General features: G+C 61.2%; 24 protein-coding genes. 10 read left to right on the forward strand and 14 right to left on the reverse strand.

Features of this window, described 5'->3' with window-relative positions:
• Position 1: 1 nt before the first annotated feature.
• Positions 2 to 691, reverse strand: coding sequence for an ABC transporter ATP-binding protein (locus tag TERRO_RS11145; RefSeq protein ID WP_014786100.1), 690 nt, complete (start codon positions 689 to 691; stop codon positions 2 to 4).
• A 165-nt stretch (positions 692 to 856) separates the two neighbouring features.
• Here TERRO_RS11145 and TERRO_RS11150 point away from each other — a divergent pair, with 165 nt between their 5' ends.
• A complete protein-coding gene (locus tag TERRO_RS11150; RefSeq protein WP_014786101.1) occupies positions 857 to 1,561 on the forward strand; it encodes an arylesterase in 705 nt (234 codons plus the stop codon).
• Between the two features lie 9 nt (positions 1,562 to 1,570).
• Here TERRO_RS11150 and truB read toward each other — a convergent pair whose 3' ends face one another.
• The 5 genes from truB to TERRO_RS11175 all read right to left on the reverse strand — a co-directional run bounded on the left by truB (position 1,571) and on the right by TERRO_RS11175 (position 5,414).
• Complete coding sequence (truB, locus tag TERRO_RS11155; protein ID WP_014786102.1) at positions 1,571 to 2,446, reverse strand: tRNA pseudouridine(55) synthase TruB; 876 nt, start codon at positions 2,444 to 2,446, stop codon at positions 1,571 to 1,573.
• 148 nt (positions 2,447 to 2,594) lie between these two features.
• Positions 2,595 to 3,218 carry a GTP cyclohydrolase I FolE gene (gene folE, locus TERRO_RS11160; RefSeq protein WP_014786103.1) on the reverse strand — a complete coding sequence of 208 codons (624 nt, stop codon included), beginning with the start codon at positions 3,216 to 3,218 and terminating at the stop codon, positions 2,595 to 2,597.
• A gap of 23 nt (positions 3,219 to 3,241) precedes the next feature.
• The gene (locus TERRO_RS11165; RefSeq protein ID WP_014786104.1) at positions 3,242 to 3,727 is read right to left on the reverse strand and encodes a 6-carboxytetrahydropterin synthase; all 486 of its coding nucleotides are present in this window, start codon (positions 3,725 to 3,727) and stop codon (positions 3,242 to 3,244) included.
• The gene (locus TERRO_RS11170; RefSeq protein ID WP_014786105.1) at positions 3,727 to 4,182 is read right to left on the reverse strand and encodes a 6-pyruvoyl trahydropterin synthase family protein; all 456 of its coding nucleotides are present in this window, start codon (positions 4,180 to 4,182) and stop codon (positions 3,727 to 3,729) included. The genes TERRO_RS11165 and TERRO_RS11170 overlap by 1 nt, the downstream gene beginning before the upstream one ends.
• Positions 4,183 to 4,217: 35 nt before the next feature.
• Complete coding sequence (locus TERRO_RS11175) at positions 4,218 to 5,414, reverse strand: glycosyltransferase family 2 protein (RefSeq protein ID WP_014786106.1); 1,197 nt, start codon at positions 5,412 to 5,414, stop codon at positions 4,218 to 4,220.
• A 22-nt stretch (positions 5,415 to 5,436) separates the two neighbouring features.
• Here TERRO_RS11175 and TERRO_RS11180 point away from each other — a divergent pair, with 22 nt between their 5' ends.
• Positions 5,437 to 5,928, forward strand: a complete 492-nt coding sequence (locus tag TERRO_RS11180; protein ID WP_245536067.1) for a TlpA family protein disulfide reductase — start codon at positions 5,437 to 5,439, stop codon at positions 5,926 to 5,928.
• Positions 5,929 to 6,003: 75 nt separating this feature from the next.
• Here the strand turns inward: TERRO_RS11180 and TERRO_RS11185 are convergent, their stop codons facing one another.
• Entirely contained in the window at positions 6,004 to 7,077 is a 1,074-nt protein-coding gene (locus TERRO_RS11185; RefSeq protein ID WP_014786108.1) for a ThuA domain-containing protein, read from the reverse strand.
• 261 nt (positions 7,078 to 7,338) lie between these two features.
• Positions 7,339 to 9,459: a glycogen debranching protein GlgX gene (gene glgX / locus TERRO_RS11190; RefSeq protein WP_014786109.1), complete on the reverse strand. Its 2,121-nt coding sequence runs from the start codon at positions 9,457 to 9,459 to the stop codon at positions 7,339 to 7,341.
• Between the two features lie 176 nt (positions 9,460 to 9,635).
• Between glgX and TERRO_RS11195 the strand changes: the two genes are divergently transcribed.
• Positions 9,636 to 10,400 (forward strand): peptidylprolyl isomerase, encoded by a 765-nt coding sequence (locus tag TERRO_RS11195; protein ID WP_014786110.1) that lies wholly within the window; start codon positions 9,636 to 9,638, stop codon positions 10,398 to 10,400.
• Between the two features lie 85 nt (positions 10,401 to 10,485).
• On the forward strand, positions 10,486 to 11,007 hold the full coding sequence (locus TERRO_RS11200; RefSeq protein WP_014786111.1) for a peptidylprolyl isomerase: 522 nt from the start codon (positions 10,486 to 10,488) through the stop codon (positions 11,005 to 11,007).
• Between the two features lie 74 nt (positions 11,008 to 11,081).
• On the opposite strand, the gene TERRO_RS11205 is transcribed toward TERRO_RS11200, so the two are convergent.
• From TERRO_RS11205 to TERRO_RS11215, 3 genes are all read right to left on the reverse strand, one after another.
• Positions 11,082 to 12,176 (reverse strand): acyltransferase family protein, encoded by a 1,095-nt coding sequence (locus tag TERRO_RS11205; protein WP_014786112.1) that lies wholly within the window; start codon positions 12,174 to 12,176, stop codon positions 11,082 to 11,084.
• Complete coding sequence (gene mqo / locus TERRO_RS11210; protein WP_014786113.1) at positions 12,173 to 13,666, reverse strand: malate dehydrogenase (quinone); 1,494 nt, start codon at positions 13,664 to 13,666, stop codon at positions 12,173 to 12,175. Before mqo ends, TERRO_RS11205 begins: the two co-directional genes overlap by 4 nt.
• Positions 13,667 to 13,809: 143 nt before the next feature.
• Positions 13,810 to 14,973 (reverse strand): threonine synthase, encoded by a 1,164-nt coding sequence (locus TERRO_RS11215; protein WP_014786114.1) that lies wholly within the window; start codon positions 14,971 to 14,973, stop codon positions 13,810 to 13,812.
• A 143-nt stretch (positions 14,974 to 15,116) separates the two neighbouring features.
• Between TERRO_RS11215 and TERRO_RS11220 the strand changes: the two genes are divergently transcribed.
• Both TERRO_RS11220 and TERRO_RS11225 read left to right on the forward strand, forming a co-directional pair.
• Positions 15,117 to 15,920 carry a HipA family kinase gene (locus tag TERRO_RS11220; RefSeq protein ID WP_041592568.1) on the forward strand — a complete coding sequence of 268 codons (804 nt, stop codon included), beginning with the start codon at positions 15,117 to 15,119 and terminating at the stop codon, positions 15,918 to 15,920.
• Positions 15,898 to 16,308, forward strand: coding sequence for a DUF3037 domain-containing protein (locus TERRO_RS11225; RefSeq protein ID WP_014786116.1), 411 nt, complete (start codon positions 15,898 to 15,900; stop codon positions 16,306 to 16,308). The genes TERRO_RS11220 and TERRO_RS11225 overlap by 23 nt, the downstream gene beginning before the upstream one ends.
• Before the next feature lie 90 nt (positions 16,309 to 16,398).
• Here the strand turns inward: TERRO_RS11225 and glgA are convergent, their stop codons facing one another.
• Positions 16,399 to 17,853 carry a glycogen synthase GlgA gene (gene glgA, locus TERRO_RS11230; protein WP_014786117.1) on the reverse strand — a complete coding sequence of 485 codons (1,455 nt, stop codon included), beginning with the start codon at positions 17,851 to 17,853 and terminating at the stop codon, positions 16,399 to 16,401.
• Between the two features lie 74 nt (positions 17,854 to 17,927).
• Here glgA and rsmA point away from each other — a divergent pair, with 74 nt between their 5' ends.
• The gene (rsmA, locus tag TERRO_RS11235; RefSeq protein WP_014786118.1) at positions 17,928 to 18,716 is read left to right on the forward strand and encodes a 16S rRNA (adenine(1518)-N(6)/adenine(1519)-N(6))-dimethyltransferase RsmA; all 789 of its coding nucleotides are present in this window, start codon (positions 17,928 to 17,930) and stop codon (positions 18,714 to 18,716) included.
• 8 nt (positions 18,717 to 18,724) lie between these two features.
• Here rsmA and TERRO_RS11240 read toward each other — a convergent pair whose 3' ends face one another.
• Positions 18,725 to 19,408: a hypothetical protein gene (locus TERRO_RS11240; RefSeq protein ID WP_014786119.1), complete on the reverse strand. Its 684-nt coding sequence runs from the start codon at positions 19,406 to 19,408 to the stop codon at positions 18,725 to 18,727.
• Positions 19,405 to 19,911 (reverse strand): crossover junction endodeoxyribonuclease RuvC, encoded by a 507-nt coding sequence (gene ruvC, locus TERRO_RS11245; RefSeq protein WP_014786120.1) that lies wholly within the window; start codon positions 19,909 to 19,911, stop codon positions 19,405 to 19,407. The genes TERRO_RS11240 and ruvC overlap by 4 nt, the downstream gene beginning before the upstream one ends.
• Before the next feature lie 215 nt (positions 19,912 to 20,126).
• Between ruvC and TERRO_RS11250 the strand changes: the two genes are divergently transcribed.
• From TERRO_RS11250 to TERRO_RS11260, 3 genes are all read left to right on the forward strand, one after another.
• Entirely contained in the window at positions 20,127 to 21,116 is a 990-nt protein-coding gene (locus tag TERRO_RS11250; protein ID WP_014786121.1) for an acyl-CoA desaturase, read from the forward strand.
• A gap of 102 nt (positions 21,117 to 21,218) precedes the next feature.
• On the forward strand, positions 21,219 to 22,172 hold the full coding sequence (locus TERRO_RS11255) for a sensor histidine kinase (protein ID WP_014786122.1): 954 nt from the start codon (positions 21,219 to 21,221) through the stop codon (positions 22,170 to 22,172).
• On the forward strand, positions 22,169 to 22,930 hold the full coding sequence (locus TERRO_RS11260; RefSeq protein WP_014786123.1) for a response regulator transcription factor: 762 nt from the start codon (positions 22,169 to 22,171) through the stop codon (positions 22,928 to 22,930). Before TERRO_RS11255 ends, TERRO_RS11260 begins: the two co-directional genes overlap by 4 nt.
• The last annotated feature ends 82 nt before the right edge of the window (positions 22,931 to 23,012 follow it).

Raw genomic sequence — 23,012 nt, forward strand, 5'->3', positions numbered from 1 at the left:
CCTACACCTGCTCCGGTGTCTTATAGATATCGGAGATCACTTCGCCATCGCGGACGGTTAGCACCCGTGTCGCGTGCGCGGCAACTGCCGGATCGTGCGTGACCAGCACCAGCGTCGTGCCTTCGCGGCGGTTCAGGTCCAACAGCAGTTCCATAATGTGCGCGCCATTGTGCGTATCCAGATTGCCGGTAGGTTCGTCGGCCAGCACAATGGGTGGCCGCAGGATGAATGCTCGTGCCAACGCCACGCGCTGCTGCTCTCCGCCCGAAAGCTGCACGGGGTAGTGGTCGGCCCGTTCCGACAAGCCGACGGCTGCAAGCAGGTCCTTCGCACGGGCGATGCCCGCTGCCTGCTCCTTCGATGGAGCGTTCAGCTCATGGGGCAAGAGCACGTTCTCAAGCGCCGTCAACGTCGGAATCAATTGGTAGCTTTGAAAGACAAAGCCAATCAGCTTGCCCCGGACCTCGGCCAGCTTGTCTTCCGGTAGATAGCTGATGGCAGTGCCCTGCAGCGTGACATTGCCCTCGGTCGGCGTGTCCAGTCCCGCCAACAGGCCCAGCAACGTGCTCTTGCCCGAACCCGACGAGCCGACGATAGCGACAAACTCGCCCGCGCTGACATCAAACGTAATGCCGCGCAGGATTTCGACGGTGCGTGGGCCATTGCGGATCGACTTGCGAAGGCCCGCCACACGAATACTGGGTGCGGCACTGCTGGCAGTTTGGGTGTCGGGACTCAGGCTCGAACTCGCTTTCAGGAACTTTGCTACGTTGGACGGATGATGTTGAGAGATTGTTCCGGATTGAGCACGATGATACAGCGCCACCTTCCGCGGCACAGCCGCTTACTGGCCGCGATGTTGACGGTATGCGCTGTGCTGGCGATCTCAGGTTGCGAAGCCGAACGTCACGAACGCCCCACCGACAGCACCGACGGAGGCGCCACCCCCTTGGGATCCATGACCTCACACACACCAACCGTCACACCGAATGCTCCGACGGCGACAGACAGCCGCCCCGTCATTGCCGCCTTTGGCGATAGTCTGACGGCTGGCTACGGCGTGGATATGGAAAGCAGCTACCCCGCTGACCTGCAACGCGACCTGGACAAAGCCGGTTACCGCTACCGCGTCGTGAACATGGGTATCAGCGGCGACACCACGAAGGATGGCCTCGCGCGCGTGGAGCGGGTGCTGGCACTGAAACCTGCTATCGTCGTCGTCGAATTCGGCGGAAACGACGGGCTGCGTGGCGTACCGGTGGCGAGTTCGCGTACCAACCTGGACAGCATCGTCAATAAGCTACAGAGCAGCGGCACGCAGGTAGCCATGGCCGGTATCACGCTGCCGCCGCAGTACAGTCAGCCCTACATCAAGTCCTTCAACGAGACCTATACGCTGCTCGCAAAGAAGTACCATGTGCCACTGCTGCCCTTTGTCCTGCAGGACGTCTATGGTGTCCCAGGGAGTATCCAGCAAGACGGCATCCACCCCACAGCGCAGGGCTGCAAGCAGGTATCGAAGAACATCTTTGGACTGATCAAACCGCTGTTGAAGAAGTGAGCTACTTCCCTAGGCCAGGTTCACAAACGGCTGAATGAGCGTGCCGGCCACACGGCGGCCGATACCCAACAGTTCGTTGCGGTCCTTGAAGATGCGAATCAGCGGCGCGTCGGAGAACTCCGGCAGGTTGACGGCCATCCCGTTGCGTAGCTTGTTCTGCGAACCTTCATCGGCCGTCACCGACGGCATCTCTGGCAGCACCGTACGAGCATGCGGCAACAGTGCCTCGATGGTGCCGGCGTTGGCTGCGTCGATCAGTTGCTCGCGTGTGATCGCATCGGCCAACGTAAACGGTCCGGCCTGCACGCGGCGTAGCGCGCTCAGGTGCGCGCCGCATCCAGCTAACTGACCAAGCTCATGCGCGACGGATCGCACGTAACCGCCCGCCGAGACGTGCATCGTAAACGATGCCCTATCGCCCTCGAGCGATGTCAGCTCAAAGCCGTGGATCGTAATGCGCGCGGGCTTTACAGGCACTTCCTTGCCCTGCCTAGCGAGCTTGTGCGCAGGCACGCCACCGATCTTCTTCGCAGAGAAAACGGGCGGTACCTGATCGATCGTGCCGTGGAAGCCGGCGCTCAGTTCGCGCAATCTTTCCAGATTGCAATCCAGTGATTGCGGATCGCCTGCAGGTACTCCCTCCGCGTCGTAGGTGTCGGTAGCGAAGCCGAATCGGATTGTGCCGGTGTATTGCTTCTCAGCAGCACCGAAGAACTGCGCTAGCCGAGTCCACTTGCCCAGCATCAGCGGCAACACGCCCGTTGCCATCGGATCAAGGGTGCCAAGGTGGCCGACAGACTTTTCGCCTGTGGCGCGACGTACGAGGGAGACAACATCGTGCGAGGTGAGACCGGAGGGCTTATCGAAGATCAGGAGTCCATTCATTGCAGTCTTCGATTAGACCACCGATCGCACCATCTCGTGATGGCTTGCCGTTGCTTGCAGTCGGCTAGGCCCGTCCTGGAGACGGCTACGAACAGATTCCGCACTCATGAATACACGCGCGGTAGCGCGTCGAGGACGGTGCGAAGCACTAGAAGCCGCCGGGCCTGCGGATGAGCGACAGGAATTCGTTGCGTGTCTGTGCGCTCTCGCGGAAGCAGCCAAGCATCGCTGACGTTGACGTCATGCTTCCCTGCTTCTCTACTCCGCGCATCATCATGCAGAGGTGCTGCGCCTCAAGAATGACGGCCACTCCCATTGGGTGGATAGCTTCGACGACTGCATCGGCGATCTCGCGAGTCATACGTTCCTGCACTTGCAGGCGCCGTGCGAAGACATCGACCAGACGCGCGACCTTACTAAGGCCGATGACCTTTCCTTTTGGGATATAAGCGATATGCGCTTTGCCGAAGAACGGCAGCATGTGGTGCTCGCAGAGCGAGTAGAACTCGATGTCACGGACGATTACCATCTCGTCATAGTCGACGTCGAAGAGCGCGCCGCGCAGGATGTCCGTAGCGCTCTGCTCGTACCCGTGCGTCAGGAAGGTCATCGCCTTCTCCATACGTTCGGGCGTTTTCAGCAGGCCGTCGCGCTCGGGGTTTTCACCGATGCGCAGCAGCAATTCCCTGTAAAGCTCCGCGGTAGTCGCGTCGTTCAGAGTGACTTGCGGTTCTGCAACGGCCGTGTTCGTTTCCAGTCGACTATCTTTCATGGCTTCTTTCTTCAGACGCGCGGCTAGGCGATCGGTTGCAGAGCATGCTGTTCGTGCGGGATCAAGGCATCGATCTGGCCAGGCGCCAGTAGGTCAAAGCTGTTGTTCTTCGTCTCTTCGATGCGGATCCGATGCAGCCGCAATTGGCACGTGGGATCGAGCAGCGGAACCGCGCGACGGAAGACGCGCTCGACCTCGATGCCGAGGTTCTCGGTCGACGGCACGAAGTCGCCGTTAAAGACCGGATCCGCGTTCATGTGCTGCGCGTCGAAGCGATCGATGAGTTCCCGCTTCGCGAGTGCATCGAGCTTAGGCATATCGACAACAAAGCCTGTCTCGGGATCGATGGGTCCTGCCACTGTGACTTCAACGAAGTAGTTGTGACCGTGGCCGTACGGGTTGTTGCACTTGCCGTAGGTATCCCGGTTTTGCTGATCATTCAGGCTCGGCGCATGCAACCGGTGCGATGCGGAAAGGCGGTAGCGGCGTGTGAAGTGTGCGATTGGCATTACGCTACCAGCTCCGGGGCTGCTGTGTCCGAGATCCCATCGTTCAAGCCCTCGCCGTAGAAGTCTGCGAAGAGATCGTCCATCTCATAGACGCGCACCCGCTGCAACTTGGCGTTCGGTATCTTCCCATCGAGCCGGCGCCAGATGGCCACTGCGATGTTCTCGGTCGTGGGCACGACGTTCGCAAACTCCGGCACCTCGTGGTTTAGGTGGCGATGGTCATAGACGCTGACCACCTCCTGCTCTAGGATGTCCTTCAACAGCTTCAGGTCCACGACGAAGCCGGTGACGGGATCGACCTCGCCGCCCACCGTAACCTCAAGCGTGTAGTTGTGGCCGTGCCCATTCGTATTGGCGCACTTGCCAAAGACTTCGCGATTCTTCTCTTCGCTCCAAGCGGGATTGCGATAGAAGTGGGCGGAGGAGAACTCGGCTTTGCGTGTCAGATAAATCATCGTCTTATTGGATGAGTGTAAGGCGTTAAGAGTCGCTAAGTCGTGTACTCGCGGCCCTTCCACGTGACGGCCTTCGCGATCTTGACCATCTGCCATGAGCGGATCAACAAAGCTGCGAAGAGTGGCAGTGCGATCACCGTGAGGATGCGGTCGAGGAAGGGCGCGTGGGAACGGCCGACGCGCGAGAAGTAGCGCAGGAGCACACGCAGCCAGACGATGAAGATGGCCAGCGCCTGCCAGACCACAAGGTTCGGCATCAGGAGGGGCAGCAGCGGCAGGCCAAGCAGCAGAACGAAGTTGAGTAGGGCGATGGCCGCCATGATCAGCGGATTGCCGAAGAGCAGTGCGAGGTTCTTCGTCCAGCCTTCGATCATCTCCGGTGTTGACGCGTACATTCGTGCACTTACCGCTTCCGGTGCGTAGCGCAGTCGGATGGTGTGGCGGCGCTTCAGCAGCTTGGCGAGTGCGACGTCTTCGAGCACGGAAGATGCTACGGCCATGTGACCGCCCACGTCGAAGTAGGCCTGCCTGCGGACGAGCAGGAACTGGCCGTTGGCTGCTGCTATGGGGCTGGATGGGTCGCTTACTTTCTTCGGTGGATAGGTGCTTGCGAGCTCCGAGAAGATCAGCGGCATCAGCGCGCGCTGCACGAAGTTTGCTACGAGCTGGCGTGGCGAGTAGCTCAGCATCGTTAAATCGTGGCGTTCTGCTTCGACGATGGCGCGGCTGGTGCTGCCTGGTTCGTGGAGGGTGTCGGCGTCGGTGAAGAGGAGCCATTTCGCTGTGTGAGCCAAAGGCTGTGATGCTCCGAACCAGAGTGCGGCGTTTTTTCCGGTGAATCCGCTGCCGCTGGATTTCAGCGGAGGTGCCTGTAAAACATGCAATCCGGGGTGGTTTTCTGCGAGTTTCTGCACGATTTGAATCGATTCATCCGCCGAATTATCGTCGATCACAAAAATGTGCCAGTGCTCCCCCAACTGGAAGCCTGGTTCGGACTGGTCGAGCAGCGATTTGAGGCAGCCTGGGAGGTTGTGCGCCTCGTTCCGGGCGGGGATCAGGACGGTGAGGGGGTGCGTGGACGGCTCGTCCTCCTCAAGGTGAACGACGGGAGCGGTCCGGCGCAGGGCTGCGGCGGTGGGGCTGCCGTCAAAACGGAGGTCAAGGTCCGGCGCGGGGGTGACGCGATCGGTGCTCTGGTGCTCGGGTTGGGAACTGCTCGACTCGTCTGGCATGCGCCTCCGTATTATAGGAAGCGTGAGAGTTTCTGCGACGCTGCGTTTTGCTTTAGCCGCTGCCCTGTTGTTGACGGGCTGCAATCGTGGCGACCATCCGCAACAGATTGCGGAGACCGCGCCCGAGTTCACCGTCCAGGACGGACAGCAGACCGTGCGCCTGAGCCAGTTCCGCGGCAAGGTTGTCGTCCTTAACTTCTGGGCTACCTGGTGCGCGCCGTGCATCGACGAATTGCCCAGCCTGCAGGCCCTGCAGAAGGCGCGGCCGGACATCCAGGTGCTGGCCGTCTCCATCGACGACGATCCAGTTGCCTACGCGAAGTTCCTGAAGCAGTACGACATGAGCATCCTCAGCATCCGGACGGGCATGGAGGGCGTGAACCTGAAGTACGGATCGGTGCGTCCGCCGGAGACCTTCCTGATCGACCGAGGCGGGATGATCCGCCGGAAGTTCATCGGACCGCAGTTGTGGACGAATCCTGAGATTCTTGGGTATCTGCAGAAGATTTCGTAGCACTTCCAACCGGAGCGCTTAAGGACAACGCCCCACCCTTTGCTTGCAAAGGGTGGGGCGTTTGGCTTCGTCATGCTACTTAACGCTTGGACTGTCGTCTGCCGGCAGGTCGCCGAGGGCGTACTGGATGCCTGCGAGGACGTGTTCCATGATGGGTGTCGTGGCGTAGATGTGTTCGCTGTGGCCGAGGGCCTCATAGAAGACGCGGCCTTTGCCTTCGTGGCGGATCCAGCTCAGAGCGTAGTCGCCGTCGGTGCGTTTGGTTGCGGCCGTCTCCTTCGCCTTGTCGACGTCGCTCATCTTGGCGTAGTCGAGGCTGGTGAGGACGTGCACGCGCTTGCGTGAGAAGGAGTCCTGCACGAAGGTGTAGATCTCGTCATGCACGGTGAACTCCTGGCCGTGGAACATGGCGGTGATGGGGCTCTTCGGGTCGTCGATCTTCACGGTGATGGGCTGCGGGAAGAGCCAGTGGAACTTGAAGTAGCCGCCGATCATGGTGTCGAAGTCCTGCCATGTGCCGGTGGGTGCGTCGGTCGATCCGCGGGGCGGTGACGTGTGGTATGAGTCACCCGCTGCGTGAATCCCAGCGAGGCCTTTGCCGCCGCGGACGAAGTCGAGCAGCGCCTTCTTGCGCGCTTCGGTCGCGGCTGCGTCCTTCGGGTCATCCAGGAAGTTGAGCGTGGTGCTGTCGAGGAAGATCAGGTCATAGTTTGCGAGGTTCGCGGCGTTGATATCTGCGGGATCAAAGGTGATGGTGGTGCTGTACGCGCCGGTCGCCTCGCCCATAGCCTTGATGGTCTCCGCCGCGATCGGGATGGACGAATGGACGAAGCCCGCGGCGTGCGCCAGCAGCAGCACCTTGCGCGGTTTCTTGGGCTTGGCCGGCGCGTGATGCGGGATGTTGTCGAGCATCGCGACGTAGTCCTGAAGCTGCGGCTTCTGAAGCTGGACGCCGTCCTTGATGCTCTGCGGACGCGTGTCCGGGCTGGGAACGGTCTTCTCTTTCAGCTCGGCCGTGGAGCCGGTGTCAGGACGCTGTGCCGGGCGGGTTGCGGGTGGTGCGGCGGGTGCCTGAGCACAGGCTGCGGTGCTGGTGAGTACGGTGGCCGAAAGCGCAAGGGCCAGTGGCAGTGCTACACGAAGGATCATGTCTTTGGGAACTCCGGCGTGGCATTGAGGCCCGCCGTCACACGGTAATCGTGCGAGAGCGTGTCGTCAACGCGTTCCTGTCTATGGAGGATCCCCATACATCCGCTGCGCGTATGTATGGGCACCAGCTTCATGCGATGGTGGTTGCGCGGAAGAATCTTGATTCGCTGCCGTTGGCATCGCGTAGGGCGGAGGGATCAAGATGCAGATCCCTCCGCTTCGCTTCGCGATAGCTGTCCCTGTGGTGGGAAGCGGGACCGCTTAATCCTTGCCGTCTCGGAAGACACGCATGGAACGGCCACCGAGAATCACCTTTTCGCCAAGAGTCTCTGCGGCGAAGGGATTGTCGATCCTCTGGGTGTCGAGTACCTGGCGCCAGGGTGTGTTGCCCGGCGGCGGCGGCAGTTTGAACTCGACGCCGTCGTGGGCTGCGTTGACCATCATCAGGAAGCTGTCATCCGTGATGAGGCGGCCATCATCGTCAGTGACGCCGAGAGTTTTACCGTTGAGCATGAAAGCCAGAGAACGCTGCCAGTCGGCGTTCCAGTCCTCTTCGCGGAACTCCTCGCCGCCTGTGCCGTACCAGGCGATGTCCTTGATGACGGAGCCTCGCACGGTGCGGTCCTGGAAGAACTTGCGGCGACGCAGGTTGGGGTGCTTGGTCCGGAGCTCGATGAGCTTCGTCGTGAATTCCATCAGGCGCTGGCGGGGCTCGTCGAGCTTCCAGTCGTACCAGGTAATCTCGTTGTCCTGACAGTAGCCGTTGTTGTTGCCACGCTGGGAACGACCGACTTCGTCGCCGCCGCAGATCATAGGAACACCCTGCGACAAGATTAACGTTGTCAGGAAGTTGCGGGTCTGACGCTCACGTAACTCATTAATATCAGGATCGTCGGTCGCGCCCTCGGCACCCATGTTCCAACTGTCGTTGTCATTGGCGCCGTCGGTGTTGTCGTCGCCATTGTTCTCGTTGTGTTTTTCGTTGTAGCTAACGAGATCAGTGAGGGTGAAACCGTCGTGCGCCGTGATGAAGTTGATCGAGGCGTAGGGCTTGCGGCCGTCGCTCTGGTAGAGATCGCTGGAGCCCGTAATGCGGTAGGCGAAGTCCGAGAGCAGACCTTCGTCGCCCTTCCAGAAGCGGCGGACGGTGTCGCGGTATTTGCCGTTCCACTCAGCCCACAGGACCGGGAAGTTGCCGACCTGGTAGCCACCTTCGCCCACATCCCAAGGTTCGGCGATGAGCTTGACCGACTGCAGAATCGGATCCTGATGGATGACGTTGAAGAAGCTGGAGAGCTTCTGGACACCCTCTTCGTCGCGGGCGAGCGTGCTTGCGAGATCGAAGCGGAAGCCGTCGACGTGCATCTCCGTAACCCAATAACGCAGTGAGTCCATGACGAGCATGAGCACCTGCGGGTGCGAGACGTTGAGCGTGTTGCCGGTGCCGGTGTAGTCCATGTAGTAGCGGGGACTGTCAGCGACCTGGCGGTAGTAGGTTGTATTGTCGATGCCCTCCATGAAGAGCATCGGGCCCTTCTCGTTGCCCTCGCAGGTGTGGTTGTAGACCACGTCGAGAATGACCTCGATCCCCTCTTTGTGTAGGGCTTTAACCATTTCCTTGAACTCGCGGACTTGCTCGCCGTCGCTGCCGGAAGAGCTGTAGCGGGCCATGGGAGCGAAGTAGCCCAGGGTGTTGTAGCCCCAGTAGTCGCGCAGTTCGCGATCGACGAGGTGGCCTTCGTCGATGAAGTGGTGGACGGGCAAAAGTTCGACGGCGGTGACGCCGAGCATCTTCAGATACTTGACGCTGGGCTCGGATGCCAAACCGGCGTAGGTGCCACGCAAACTCTCTTCGATAGCGGTGTTCTGCATGGAAAAGCCACGGACATTGAGCTCGTAGATGATGGAGTCGGAGAGCGGGATCTCCGGCGGGCAGTCACCCCCCCAGTCAAAGTGCGGGTCGATAACGATGCTCTTCGGCACGCCGCTGGCTGAATCCTGATCGTCTTTTTTAAGGTCGTCGCCGCTCATGACGTCGTAGGGGAAGACCGGTTTCTTCCAATCGATATCGCCCGTAATGGCCTTGGCGTAGGGATCAACCAGTACCTTGGCTTTGTTAAAGCGAAGGCCTTGCTCCGGCTCCCAAGGGCCGTCGACGCGATAGCCGTAGCGCTGGCCGGGCCGGATGTTGCGGACCAGGCCGTGCCAGACGAACGCTGTTTTCTCCTTCAGGGCAACGCAGTCAACCTGGTTGTCCTGTTCGTCAAAGAAGCAGACGGAGACCGCCGTAGCGTTCTCGCTGTACACAGCGAAATTTGTTCCCTTGCTGGAGGCGGTTGCTCCGAGCGGGTAGGGCTTTCCGGGCAGAACGGTACGTGTCATCTCTTGCATATCCCTATTCAGATCGTGTCTTAGAACGGTGGGATGCGGTGAGCGCGCCGGGGGATGGGCAGCGAAGGCAATGGGTTTGGGGTTGCGTCCGGTAGGCGACGCCTGTCGGCGGCGAATGACGTCACAGTTCGCCGCCGATGGGCAAGGGGCGTATTCTTGGAGTCGGCATGATGTTGCGATTTGCGTCTTACACAATCTTTGCGGGCCTCGCCCTGTCGTTGCCCGTGCACGCTCAGCGGGCTGAGCCAGGTACGCCGTCCCAGTCACCTTCACCACCCCAGCAGACGAAGCCGGCGGCGCCGGTGGAGGAACTGCCGGATTCTCCAGGTGCGTCAGAAGGCCTGGGCATTCCGCCCATGCCGAATGGACCGACCGCCGTCCTCGACACCAGCATGGGCCGCCTGACGTGCCAGTTCTTTGCGAATGAATCGCCGAAGACGGTAGAGAACTTTATCGGCCTCGCGACCGGCACCAAGCCGTTTGTGGATCCCATCACCGACAAGCCGATGAAGGGTGTGCATTTTTACGACGGCACAACGTTTCATCGGGTGATCGCGAACTTCATGATCCAGGGCGGCGACCGCGCCGGGACGGGCGCGGGCGATGCGGGGTATTACATTCCCGAGGAGCGGTCAGCCGGACTACGGTTTGACCGCGAAGGCCGCTTGGCGATGGCCAATGCCGGGCCTGGCACGGGCAGCACCCAGTTCTTCGTAACGGAAGGGCCCGTTCCGGAACTGAACGGCAAACACACGATCTTCGGGCAGTGCGGTGCGCACTCTGTTCTGGTGGTGCAATCGATTGCGCGGGTCGAAAAGAACTCAAACGACAAGCCGGTCACACCGGTTTTGATCAACAAGGTGACGATCGTTCCGGAAGGCCAGCCGCTACCGGCGGAGCCAGCCGTTACGGCTGCTCCGGCCGCGAAATAGCATTCGGCAGGGCGGCATACGATACCGCCGGAAGCCGGGCGAACCCATCCGATAGACTTGCAACGAAAGAAGGAGAACGAAAATCATGGCAGAGCGCACACCTGGAACCTACGCGATCTTCAACACCAGCGAGGGCACCATTGTTACCAAGCTGTACGAGAAGGACGCGCCGGAGACCGTCGCCAACTTTATCGGCCTGGCCGAGGGCAGCAAGTCCTGGGAGAGCCGCAGCAAGAAGGGCGACAAGCTGTATGACGGCACCGTCTTTCACCGCGTGATTCCTGAGTTCATGATCCAGGGCGGCGATCCGGAAGGCACCGGCATGGGCGGCCCCGGCTACAAGTTTGCCGATGAGACCAAGGGTTCGCCGCACGGCTTCCAGACCACGGGCAAGCTGGCCATGGCGAATGCCGGCCCGAACACGAACGGATCGCAGTTCTTCATCACGGTTGCGCCGACCACGTGGCTGACCGGCCGCCACACCATCTTTGGTGAAGTGGTTGAGGGCTACGACATTGTGGAGAAGATCAGCAAGGCTCCGCGTGACGGCATGGACCGTCCGAAGAAGACCATCACGCTGGATACGGTTGTGATCGAGCGCGTTTAAGTTACTTTTCATCTTTCGATCGACGCCAGCGCCTTCGGGGGCTGGCGTTCTTTTTTTGCTCACATTCGCGCTCTTCAGGCCGCTGTCGCCGCTCGCCGCCGCACATGAAAGTGCCGATTGATGGGACTTTCGATCCAGTGATAGCAGGCGATACCGCATACGATGCTGAGCGCCATGGTCAGCCCTAGCGGCACCATGAAATTCTGGACGCCCGAGAATGCCGGCAGTTGAATGATGCTGCGGACTGCGCCAACGAGAAACCAGTGCACAAGGTAGATGGAGTATGACGCGTCCCCGATGAGGAGTAACAGCCTCGGGATTCTGCGCCCAATCGATCGCTCAAGTTCTACCGCGAAGCCCACCATCAGAAAGGCAAGCGGGCCTGCAAATACGAAGTAAGAGATGGCTCCCCATTGTGTAAAGACCATCAGCCATGTACTCAGGAGCATCCCTGCGCATGCAATCCATGCCGGACAAGGCATTGCACCACGCAAGGCAACGGCGCGATAACGTTCGGCAAGCACCATACCCAGCAGGAACTCTAACAAGAGAGGCAGACGTGCGGTGTCCACCGGCACAAGAGCCGGCAAGTGCAGAAAGAACCCAGCCGCCCCCAGCATCAACAATGGCGGCAGAAAATACCGCAGGCGCACGCGAAACAGAAGCGCCAGGGCAATCAGGAGGTAGAAAAGCATCTCCATGTTTAGTGTCCAGCCCGGCGGCAACAGTGGCACGACCTCTCCCAGGCTGTTCCGCGAGGGAAGGAAGAGGTAAGAGGCGATCGTGTGCCAGACTGCCAGCTTGACTGTACCCGGCAGGAAGAAGTCCTTGAGGAGTTTCAAGGTGGTGAAGATCCAGTACGCAGGCACAAGCCGTTCAAGCCGTCGCAACAGGAATCTGCGGGCGTCCGCCGGGCCGCTATTCGACCGGCGCACGGAGAGCGGCATGATGAAGCCGCTGAGAACAAAAAAGATGTCCAGGCCTGTGCCACCATTCACGATGAACGGCAGTGTTCGTCTCCCCAGCTCAAACCACATGGTGGTCGTATGTAGCGAGATCACAAGTAACGCCGCGATACCACGGAGCGCCTGTACCGTCAGAACCGTGCTGCGCAAAGAGGGTGCGGGCTGGATCAGTCCGCGACTCCCAGCTGCCGCAACCACTTTCATGCCAGTTGCAGCAGGCGGCTCGTCTCTGCCGTCATTTGCGTCAGGAGCTCGGGTTCGGTATTCATGGAGCGGCCGTAGCTTGGCACGAGGTCGCGGATGCGGTCTGCTGAGCTTTCTGTTGCGGACAGCACCGGGAGGCCCTTGGCGATGAGTTCGAGCATGATGGAGACGGCTGTGGATGCTCCGGGGGATGCACCGAGCAGTGCGGCGAGTGAGCCGTCGGCGCTACGGACGATCTCAGTGCCGAATTCCAGCTTGCCGCCGGCCTTCGGGTCGGGCTTGATGATCTGTACGCGTTGACCGGCGATTTCGAGCACCCAGTCCTCACCGCGGGCGGTGGGGACGAACTCGCGGAGGGCGTTGATGCGGTCTTCCTGCGACTGCATGACCTGGCCGATGAGGTACTTGGTGAGTTCAAGGTTGGTAGCGCCGGCGCCGAGCATGCTGATGAGGTTACCGGTGCCGATAGAGCCGGGCAGGTCGAGGAACGAGCCGGTCTTAAGGAACTTGGTGGTGAAGCCTGCGAAGGGTCCGAAGAGGAGCTCGCGCTTGCCGTCGATGACGCGCGTGTCCAGGTGAGGTACGGACATGGGCGGTGCGCCGAGTGCGGGCTTGCCGTAAACCTTGGCGGCGTGCTGCTCGATGACGTCGCGGTTGGTGCAGCGCAGCCATTGGCCGCTGACGGGGAAGCCGCCGTAGCCGCGGCCTTCGGGAATGCCGGACTGTTGCAGAAGCGGCAGAGCCCCACCGCCTGCACCGAGGAAGACGAAGCGGGTGGTGATGCGTGTGCGCTTTTTGGTGGCGAGGTTCTCTACTTCGACGTACCAGCGGTTGTCCGGCAGCCGTGTGAGATCCGTGACCTTGTGGCGCGTGTAGATGCCGCTGCCCTGCTCATACAGGAGGCCGAGAAGGAGACGGGTGAGCGCGCCGAAGTTGAGGTCGGTTCCCTCTTCCGAACGCGTTGCCGCGACTGGTTCGGAGGCGTCGCGGGAGTTCATCATCAGCGGAATCCACTCGCGGACCTTTGCGGCGTCGTCGCTGAACTGCATGCTGCGGAAGAGCGGGCTGACCTGCATGGCTGCGAAGCGGCGGCGGAGGAAGTCGACGGCTTCGGCTCCATGGACGAAGCTCATGTGCGGGATGCGATTGATGAACTGCTTCGGATCGGCCAGCAGGCCGCGCTCTACGAGCGATGCCCAGAACTGGCGGGAGTGCTGAAACTGCTCGTTGATCTTGATGGCGCGGTCGATGGCGATGGTGCCGTCGGGCTGCTCGGCGGTGTAGTTGAGCTCGCAGAGTGCGGCGTGGCCGGTGCCGGCGTTGTTCCAGGCGTCAGAGCTTTCGATGGCCGGGCGGTCGAGTGCTTCGACGACGGTGACGCGGACGGACGGCGCGAGGGTCTTGAGCAGCGTACCCAGCGTGGCCGACATGATACCGGCGCCAACCAGAAGAACATCGGTTTCAGCGGGAAGAGCAGCTACTTCAGACATTTGAAAAGCCTAGCAGGGGGTGATTACGACTCGCAATCCGATGTTCGCCCATTTGGGCGGCTATCGCACGATTTGCGGACCTTTGTGAGCGGGACGGAAACGTGTGGCTCAGAAGGCCTGACAGACCTTCTGAGCCCTATCGATTACACAGCGTGGTGCGCACGCTGCATGATGTTGAGTACGTCGGTGTACTTGTTGCCGGTGCCGGTGTTGAAGATGACGACGCGGTCGCTCGGGCTGAGGAATTCCGTCTCGATGAGGCGGTCGTAGGCTGCGGTGGCAGCGGCGCCTTCGGGCGAGAGCAGGATGCCTTCGTTCTTACCCCAGTCCTGGATGGACTCGAAGATCTGGTCGTCGGTCTGGGAGATGACGGTGCCGCCGCTCTGGCGGACGACGTCGAGGATGATGTAGTCGCCGTAGGGCTTTGGGACGCGGAGACCGCTGGCGAGTGTGTGTGCGTTCTGGAACATCACAGAGGCGTCCGCGCCTTCGCGGTAGGCCTTGGTGACGGGTTCGCAGCCCGCTGCCTGTACGGCGATCATCTTCGGGCGCTTGCCGGTGACCCAGCCAAGCTCTTCCATTTCGAGGAAAGCCTTCCACATGCCGATGAGGCCCACGCCACCGCCGGTGGGGTAGAAGACTGCGTCAGGGTAGGTCCAGCCGCACTGCTCGACCAGTTCGTAGCCCATGGTCTTCTTGCCTTCGACACGGAAGGGCTCCTTCAGCGTGGAGACATCGAACCAGCCCTCCTCTTCCCTGCGTGCTGCGACGATCTTGGCGCAGTCGCTGATGAGGCCGTCGACGAGGGTCATGTGCGCGCCGTAGGCGATGCACTCGACCTGATTGGCGAGCGGGACGTCCTGCGGCATGAAGACGTGTGCCTCAATGCCTGCGGCAGCCGCGTAAGCTGCACATGCGCCGCCGGCATTGCCCGCGCTGGGCACTGCGACCTTGCCGATGCCGTAGTGCTTCATCATCGTCATGCACATGCTCATGCCGCGCGCTTTGAAGGTACCGGTGGGGTTGGCTCCCTCTTCCTTCAGCAGCACGTTGGGATTGCGACGCGACGGGAGAATGGGTGTCCAGCCTTCGGCGAGTGTGACCGGTGGGACGTCTGGCAGGACCGGCGCGTAGCGCCACATGCTGTCAATCTGCGGCAGGTTATCGCGGACCTGCAGGCCGCGCGCGGCGGAGAGGTCGTAGCGAACGTAAAACGTTCCGGCACATACGGGGCAGACGGTCTTGGGTGTTTCCGCACTCTCGCGATGATGGCAACGCGAACATTCCAGGTGGTCGATCTTCGGCATAGATCATCAGGATAGAAGATTTGTGACAGCAGCGGCGCGGTGGGTGACGCAGACACCTGTCTTGCAGAGTCTTCGACGTCAGGCGGCGCTTATCGACAGACGGATGGGCTGGAGTATCTGAGCCTCCTCTACACTTGAGTGCGATGCGGACTGTGCTTGCGACTCGTTACGTTCTTGCCCTGCGCGAGGGCGGTTCCATGCCCGCGATCGTCGAGGCAGACGACCTTGGCATGTACGTTGTGAAGTTTCGTGGTGCCGGTCAGGGCCCGCTGGCTTTGACGGCCGAGATCGTCGCCGGTGAGATCGGCCGTACGCTCGGGTTGAGTGTGCCGGAGTTGGTGCTGGTGGAGGTTGATCCTGCACTGGGCCGCAACGATCCCGATGCAGAGATACGGCATCTGCTGAAGGCGAGCGTCGGCACCAATGTTGGGCTGGATTATCTCCCTGGGTCGACAGACTTCAATGCCGCCGCAGGAGACCTGATCTCTGCAGAGACGGCTTCCATGGCGGTGTGGTTCGACAGCTTTGTGCAGAACGTCGATCGCACGCCGCGCAATCCGAACCTGTTGATGTGGCATCGCGAGGTGCGCTTTATTGATCATGGTGCGGCGATGTTCTTTCATCACAACTGGGAGACGATGCCGACCAAGACGCAGTCGCCTTTCGCCCAGATCGAGCACCATGTGCTGCTGCCTTTTGCGAGTGATCTCAAAACTGCTTCGTCACGCGCGCGTGCCGTGCTGAGTGAAGACGTGCTGCGCGCCATCGTTTCGATGGTGCCCGATGCATTCCTTGCCGCGGCGCTGGTTGAGAGTGGCGATGCGGAAGCAATCAAGGCAGAGGCCACAGCGAAGCGCGAGGCTTATGTGCGCTTCTTTGTGGAGCGTCTGGCTCACTCATCTATCTTCGAAGAGGAGGCCGACCGTGCACGCCAACGCCAGCTTTGATTACGCGACGCTGCGCGTGGTGCCTCGCGTGGAGCGTGAGGAGTTCGTCAACGCCGGCGTGATCCTCTTCTGCCTGGAGCGACGTTATTTGAAGTGCCGCATCGCGCTCGATGAAGAGCGAGTGCTGGCGCTGGCACCTTCTCTTGATGTCGCGACCATCCGGCAGCATCTGCGTGCCGTGGAGCTGCTCTGCAACGGTGATGCAAAGGGTGGACCGATGGCGAAGCTGTCGCAGCGGGAACGCTTCCACTGGTTGACTGCTCCGCGTAGCACCGTTTTGCAGACCTCGCCGGTCCGAACGGGTGTTTGCAGCAAAGAAAACGGCGACTGCCATGATCTGGACAGTCGCCTGGGTGAGATTGCTGCGATGATGCTGGGGACAAAGTAGGACGGGGTCGCGCTTCCGCGCGACGGAGCGCACTTGGCGCTGGTCCATGTATCAGAATCGATACATGGGGCACCCAGTTCTCACCGCTCGCTAGCTCCAGGCTCGGCCTTCGATGACGCGCTCGTAGACCCTGATGTACTCTTCCGCGGGCTTGTTCCAGGAGAAGTCCTGTTCCATGCCCCGCCTCATCATGGCCTCCCACTGTTCCTTGTTCTGGAAGGTGGCGACGGCGCGACGGATGGCATCAAGGAAGTCCCACTGGTTGTAGCCGTGGAACTTGAAGCCGTTGCCCTGCCCTTCGTGGAGTTCAACGATGGTGTCCTCGAGGCCGCCGGTTGAGCGGACGACGGGCACCGTGCCGTAGCGCAGCGAGTACATCTGGTTCAGGCCGCTGGGCTCGTAGTGCGACGGCATCAGGAAGATGTCGCTGCCTGCCTCGATCTTGTGCGCGGTGGTGTTGTCGTAGCGGATGTCCACGCGCACCTTGTCCGGGTAGCGTGCGGCAAGCTCGCTCAGGAGGCGCTCGTAGTACTCCTCGCCGGTGCCGAGCGCGATGAGGACGACGTCGTCCTTGATGAGTTCATGCAGGATGCCCGCGAGCAGGTCAAAGCCCTTCTGCGTGGCGAAGCGCGAGACGATGCCGAGCACGGCCGTTGTGTCTTCGACGTGGTCGAGACCGAAGGCATGCAGGAGGTCGCGACGGCATTCTTTCTTGCCCTTCAGGTTGTCCGCGCTGTAGTGTGCTGCGATGTGCGCATCGCGTGCGGGGTCCCACTGGTCGTAGTCGACGCCGTTGAGGATACCGAAGAGATCGCCGCTGCGCCTCCGGAAGATGTCGTCGAGGCCGTTGCCGAACTCCGGCGTCTGGATCTCTTCGGCGTAGCGCCGGCTCACCGTCGTGAGCGCGTCGGCGTAGACAAGGCCACCCTTGAGCAGGTTGACGTTGTCGTATGCCTCGAGCTTTTCCAAGGTGAACATGTCCCACGGCAGCATGATGCGTGGCATGGTGTCGGCCGGGAACCAGCCCTGGTAGCCGGCGTTATGGATGGTGAAGACACACGGCACCTTGCGCAGGACAGGATCGAAGAAGTAGATCGAGCGCAGATAGATGGGCACGAGCGCCGCCTGCCAGTCGTGGGCGTGGAAGACATCCGGCACGCCGAGGATCTTGCTGGCTTCAATCACCGCGCGGCTGTAGAGCGAGAAGCGCTCCCAGTTGTCGAGGTAGTCGCCGCCGGGCGTGGCGTAGAAGCTTTCGCGATCGAACATCTCCGGACAATCGAAGAAGTAGACCTGCACGCCATCCTGGATGCCGCCGTCCAGCACGCGCACGTAGCGCTGATAGCTTGGGAACGGAATGGTAAGGCTTTGGATGACCGTTGGCAGGTCGGGCAGCTTGCGCGCGACCTGGCGATAGTACGGTACAAACGTGGTGACGCGATGGCCCATGCGGACCAGGACGGGAGGCAATGCGCCGACCACGTCAGCCAGGCCGCCGGTCTTGGCCCAGGGCACGCACTCCGATGCTGCGAAAACAATGTGCATCCAAACTCCTGCAAATGTGCAGACCCAACGATACCGCACACGCAGGCACGATACCCTAAAGGTCTAGTCATCGGATGCAGCCACGCAAGCCAAAGCTCGGACAAAATTTTCTGGTCGACGACAACGCGCGTCACCGCATCGCGGATGCCCTGGGCGATGTGTCGCAGCGGACGGTCCTGGAGATTGGTCCAGGGCATGGCGCGATCACGACGATTCTGGCGGAACGAGCGAAGCGGCTTGTGTGCATTGAGCTTGACCGGTCGCTGGCGCCCGAGCTGCGATTCAAGTTCCGCAACCACCCGAATGTCGAAATCGTGGAAGGCGATGTGCTGCAAACGGACCTGACCGCCCTGGTGCCTGAGGGTGAGAAGGGCCTGCTGATCGGCAACCTGCCGTATTACATCACCAGCGACATCCTGCTGCATATGTTCACGCATGAGGCCGCGCTTGAGCTGGCCGTGGTGATGATGCAGCGGGAGGTGGCGGACCGTGTGGCGGCTGAGCCTGGGTCGCGCGACTTTGGCCTGCTGGGAGCGACCGCACAGATGCACGCGCGGGCGAATTCTCTGTTTACGCTGCCGCCGCAGGCCTTTGCGCCACCGCCAGATGTCTATTCGACCGTGCTGCGGTTGGCGTTTGCGCCGCGGTTCGATGAGCTGGGCATTGCAGATCGCAAGGGCTTCGATCGTTTTCTGAAGCTTTGTTTCCAGCAGAAGCGTAAGACCCTGAGCAACAACCTGCGTGCTGCGGGCTACACGCCGGCGCAGATTGCGGATGCGTGCGCGGCCGCCGGGATCGAGTCAAGCACGCGCGCCGAGGCGCTGCCACTGGATCGGTTTGCTGAGTTGTTTCGGGCGCTTTAGGCTGCCTGCTACTTTTTGGCGATCTCCTGCTGATCGACCATAGTCAGCAGTTGCTGGGCGCGGGTTCGGACGCGTTCGAGGACGGCTACGTCAGTAGCGAGGCTCTCGAGGATTGGGCGGATGGCACCAAGCTCGGCGGCGCGGCCTGTCTTGGCATCCTCTGCGAGGCGGATCATGACGGGGTCGAGGCCGAGACGGTCGTAGCGATGCAGCCGGTCGAGCTCAAGGCCTGCCTGCACGGTGCCTGCGATGGCCAGCATGTAATCCAGTGCTTCACTGAGCGGCTTGTTGTCGGTGAAGTTAAAGGTGCAGTGTGCGGCGGGGCCATCAGCCGGGGCGTATTCGACTTCCTTGGTGCCCATGTTTGCGATGCCCTTGGAGCGGGTCTCGCATGGCTGCAGGTTGTGCGTGCGTTCCATCAGCGAACTGAGCCGGGCGCGACCGGTGGGCGAGAGACGGAAGAGCACCTGGCCTGGATCGCTTCCCTTCACGGGCTTGCCTGTGTACTCGGCCATGCCGTGCAGGGGGACGGAGATCTGCCAGTGCGGGACAAGCAGGCCGGGCCGGTCATAGCTGACGACGAGTCGAAACGGAGCAGTGGTTACTGCCGGAGCGGAGTCTGGCACAGCATCCTGCGCGTGCGCCGACAGGGCGAGAGCAAGTAACGAACCGGCGAAGAGCAAAGACTTCAACGAACACCCATCCCAAAGTGTGTCTGCGCCGTGTGCACGTGGCAGATGGCGATTGCCAGTGCGTCAGCGGCATCGGCTGGTTCCGGCGCCTTATCCAGATCGAGCAGCCTCGCAACCATGAACTGTACCTGCTCTTTCGCGGCGAGGCCATAGCCTACGACGGCGCTCTTGATGGAGAGCGGGGCGTACTCGCTGACTTCCAGATTGCAGGTGGCCGCGGCCAGCATGGCGACGCCGCGAACGTGGCCCAGTTTGAGGGCGCTTTTGGCGTTGGCGGCGAAGAAGACGTCTTCAATGGCAACGCAATCGGGCTCGTAGACGGTCATGAGTCCGGTCAGTTCGGCGAAGACCTGCTGCAGTCGCAGCGGCGTCTTCTGCTTCTTGTCGAGCTTGATGGCGCCGGCGGCGATGGGGACCAGGCGACGCTCGCGTGCGGTCTCTTCGACCTGCACCACGCCCCAGCCGGTGTATTCCGTGCCGCAGTCGATTCCGAAGACGCGCATAGGACGAGTGTACCGGCAATGTCGGCTAAGGGACGGGCCTGAATCGCGGATGCTACTGCCGCGCCAATGTGCGCTGTGGGCGGGTGAAAGGAGCGATTTACGGGGCTGCAACGGCTTGTCGGAGGGGCTTACAGAAGTCTTACACACAGATACGGGCACTTCACGGTAGCTTTGGTGGTGAGGCGGACCAAAGCCCGCCAGAAACGAGTAGCCGAATGTCTCCTGTTGTTGATCAAGCCGCTGCAGAACAGACTCGCAGCACCCCCGTCGCAACCGCGCCTGTGCGCCTTGTTCCGGCAGCCGTAGAAGCTCGCGAGAAGGCCAAGATGGACCTCCGCATGGGCCGCGAGCACCAGCACGGACAAGTGAACTGGATTACCGCCATTGCCTTCGGCGCGTTCCATGTTCTGGCTGTGGTAGCCCTCTTCTTCTGGTCCTGGTCGTATGTTGCCTGCTTCGCCGTGATGTACTTCCTGGCGATCAATGTCGGCATCGGCATGACGTATCACCGCCTGTTGACGCACCGCGGCTATCGCGTTCCCCGCTGGCTTGAGATCTTCATGACCGCCTGCGGCACCATGGCCCTTGAGGGCGGACCGATCTTCTGGGTGGCCACGCACCGCGTTCACCATCAGCACAGCGACCAGGAAGGCGATCCGCACACGCCGCACGATGGTACCTGGTGGGCGCACATCGGCTGGATCATCACCGGCCGCGCCATGCATAGTGAGACTGCCCTGCTGGGCCGTTACGCCCCTGACCTTACCCGCGATCCCGCACAGCGCTGGCTGAGCAAGTACCACTGGCTGCCGCTGACCATTGCCGGCTTCCTGCAGATGGGCCTTGGCTACTACATGGGCGGCGTGAAGATGATGTTCGGCATGGTTCTGTGGGGCACGTTCCTCCGCGTAGTTGTCGGTGTGAACGCGACCTGGTTCGTGAACTCGGCCTCGCACATGTTCGGACCGCGCCGCTTTGAGACGAAGGACGACTCGCGCAACAACTGGTGGGTCGCGATCCTTACCGGTGGCGAAGGCTGGCACAACAACCACCACGCTCATCCCGTCAGCGCGCGTCATGGCCTGGTCTGGTACGAGTTCGACATCAACTACTACGGCATCTGGCTGCTGAAGAAGCTGGGCATCGCAAAGAAGGTCCAGATTGCCAAGTGGGATCCTTCGAACCCGAAGCCTGCCGGCGCTTAGTCCGTTAATGTTTCCCAGAAGGCCCGGTGAAAGCCGGGCCTTTTTGTTTGTGCGCAGCTATGGTCCTGAGTGAATGAAGAGAGATGAAAGAATGATCACGCCATGAACATCACACGCCGGCGTGGCGCGATCGCGTTCTACATCACACTGGGTATCTGCCTGGTAGGGCTGGCCGTTGCCCTGAACGTTGGATGGATCATCGTCAACGTGACAGAGCGGCGTATTGCCATGCTGGTGCTCGGCGTGATCTTCTTCGCCGTCATCATTGCGGGCATGGTGCTCAACACAATCTTTCTGGTGCGTGAGATCCGGCGGAACGAACGCCAGGACAGCTTTCTGAACGCGGTCACGCACGAACTGAAGACACCCATTGCGTCCATCCGCCTGTACCTGGATACGCTGCAGCGGCGGCCACTGGAAGAGTCGCAGCGGCAGGAGTTCTACACGCGCATGCGTGAAGACAATGACCGCCTGCTGGCCACGGTGGAGCAGATCCTGCGCGCGGGCGAAGCCGGTGCCAAGGGTTTGCAGCGCAACGCGAAGGGCCGCCTGCCCGTGGATGTTCGCGCGCTGACGCAGGCCTGCCTGGAGGAGACCCTGCGACGGCACCATCTGGCTGAGGACGCAGTGAAGATGGTCGACGACACGGCCGGAGCAGACCTTCGCGTCAACGGCGATGCGGACAGCCTGCGCACCGCGATGTTGAACGTCCTGGACAATGCCGTGAAGTATTCCCCGGCGGGCGTGCACATCACGGCAGAGCTCAACACCGCACGTCGCGGCTTCGTCATTCTGCGTTTCATCGACACGGGCATGGGTATCCCGCCGGGCCAGCTTGGCAGGGTCTTTCACCGCTTCTATCGAGTGGGCGGCAATGCTTCCGCGAAGGTCAAGGGCACCGGCCTGGGACTGTTCATCGTCCGTGCCATTGCTCGTAATCACGGCGGCGATGCCAGTGCACAAAGCTACGGGGAAGGGCGCGGTACCACCATCACCCTGCAACTGCCGTTGATGCCCGCGGGCGCCGATACCAAGGCTGCAAGGAAGGTTTCATGAGCGATCAACCGCTGATTGCGCTGGTTGAGGATGAAGAGCATCTTGCCGATGCGCTGCTGTTCAACCTGAAGGCCGAAGGTTATCGCGTACACCACGAGGCGGATGGCGAGGCTGCGCTGGCGTGGCTGTTGAACGCGCCGGAACGTCCACGAGCCGTGCTGCTGGACGTGATGTTGCCGGGTATGGATGGATTTGCCATCGCGCGTGCACTGCGAGCTGCGAACAACTACGTCCCCATCCTGATGCTGACGGCCCGCGACCGGCCTGAGGACGTACTGGAAGGATTCGAGTCCGGTGCCGACGACTACCTGAACAAGCCGTTCGATCTGTCGATTCTGCTGGCCCGGCTGAACAGTCTGTTGCGTCGCATGCAGTGGCAGCAGGAATCGGCCCCGACCACCGAGGCCCCGGCTGCAGCCGAGCCGGAGGAGGTTCGCGATGTCTACGAGTTTGAGGGCAAGACCATCAACTTCGACTCGCTGGAGATCCATGCCAATGGCAAGATCACGCGGCTGACGCTCATGGAAGCGGACCTGTTGCGTTACCTGCTGGTTCGCGAGGGCCGGGTTGTTTCACGCAAGGAGATCCTGGAAGAGGTCTGGCGTGTGCGGGAGGACACGGATACGCGCGCCATCGACAATTTTATTGTGCGTCTGCGGCGATACCTGGAGGACGATCCCGTGCGGCCCCAGCACCTGCTTACGGTGCGTGGGGTTGGGTACCGGTTTGTGATCGATGGCGCGAAGGCTGCTGTCTGATCCTTGCCCGCTTTTCCACGAGCGGATACCGCGAACCCTTCCGCCGCCGGAGCGCGTCCAATCGCTACACTTAGGTACATGA

Origin of the sequence: Terriglobus roseus DSM 18391 (assembly GCF_000265425.1) — a bacterium.
GTDB classification, from domain to species: Bacteria; Acidobacteriota; Terriglobia; order Terriglobales; family Acidobacteriaceae; genus Terriglobus; species Terriglobus roseus.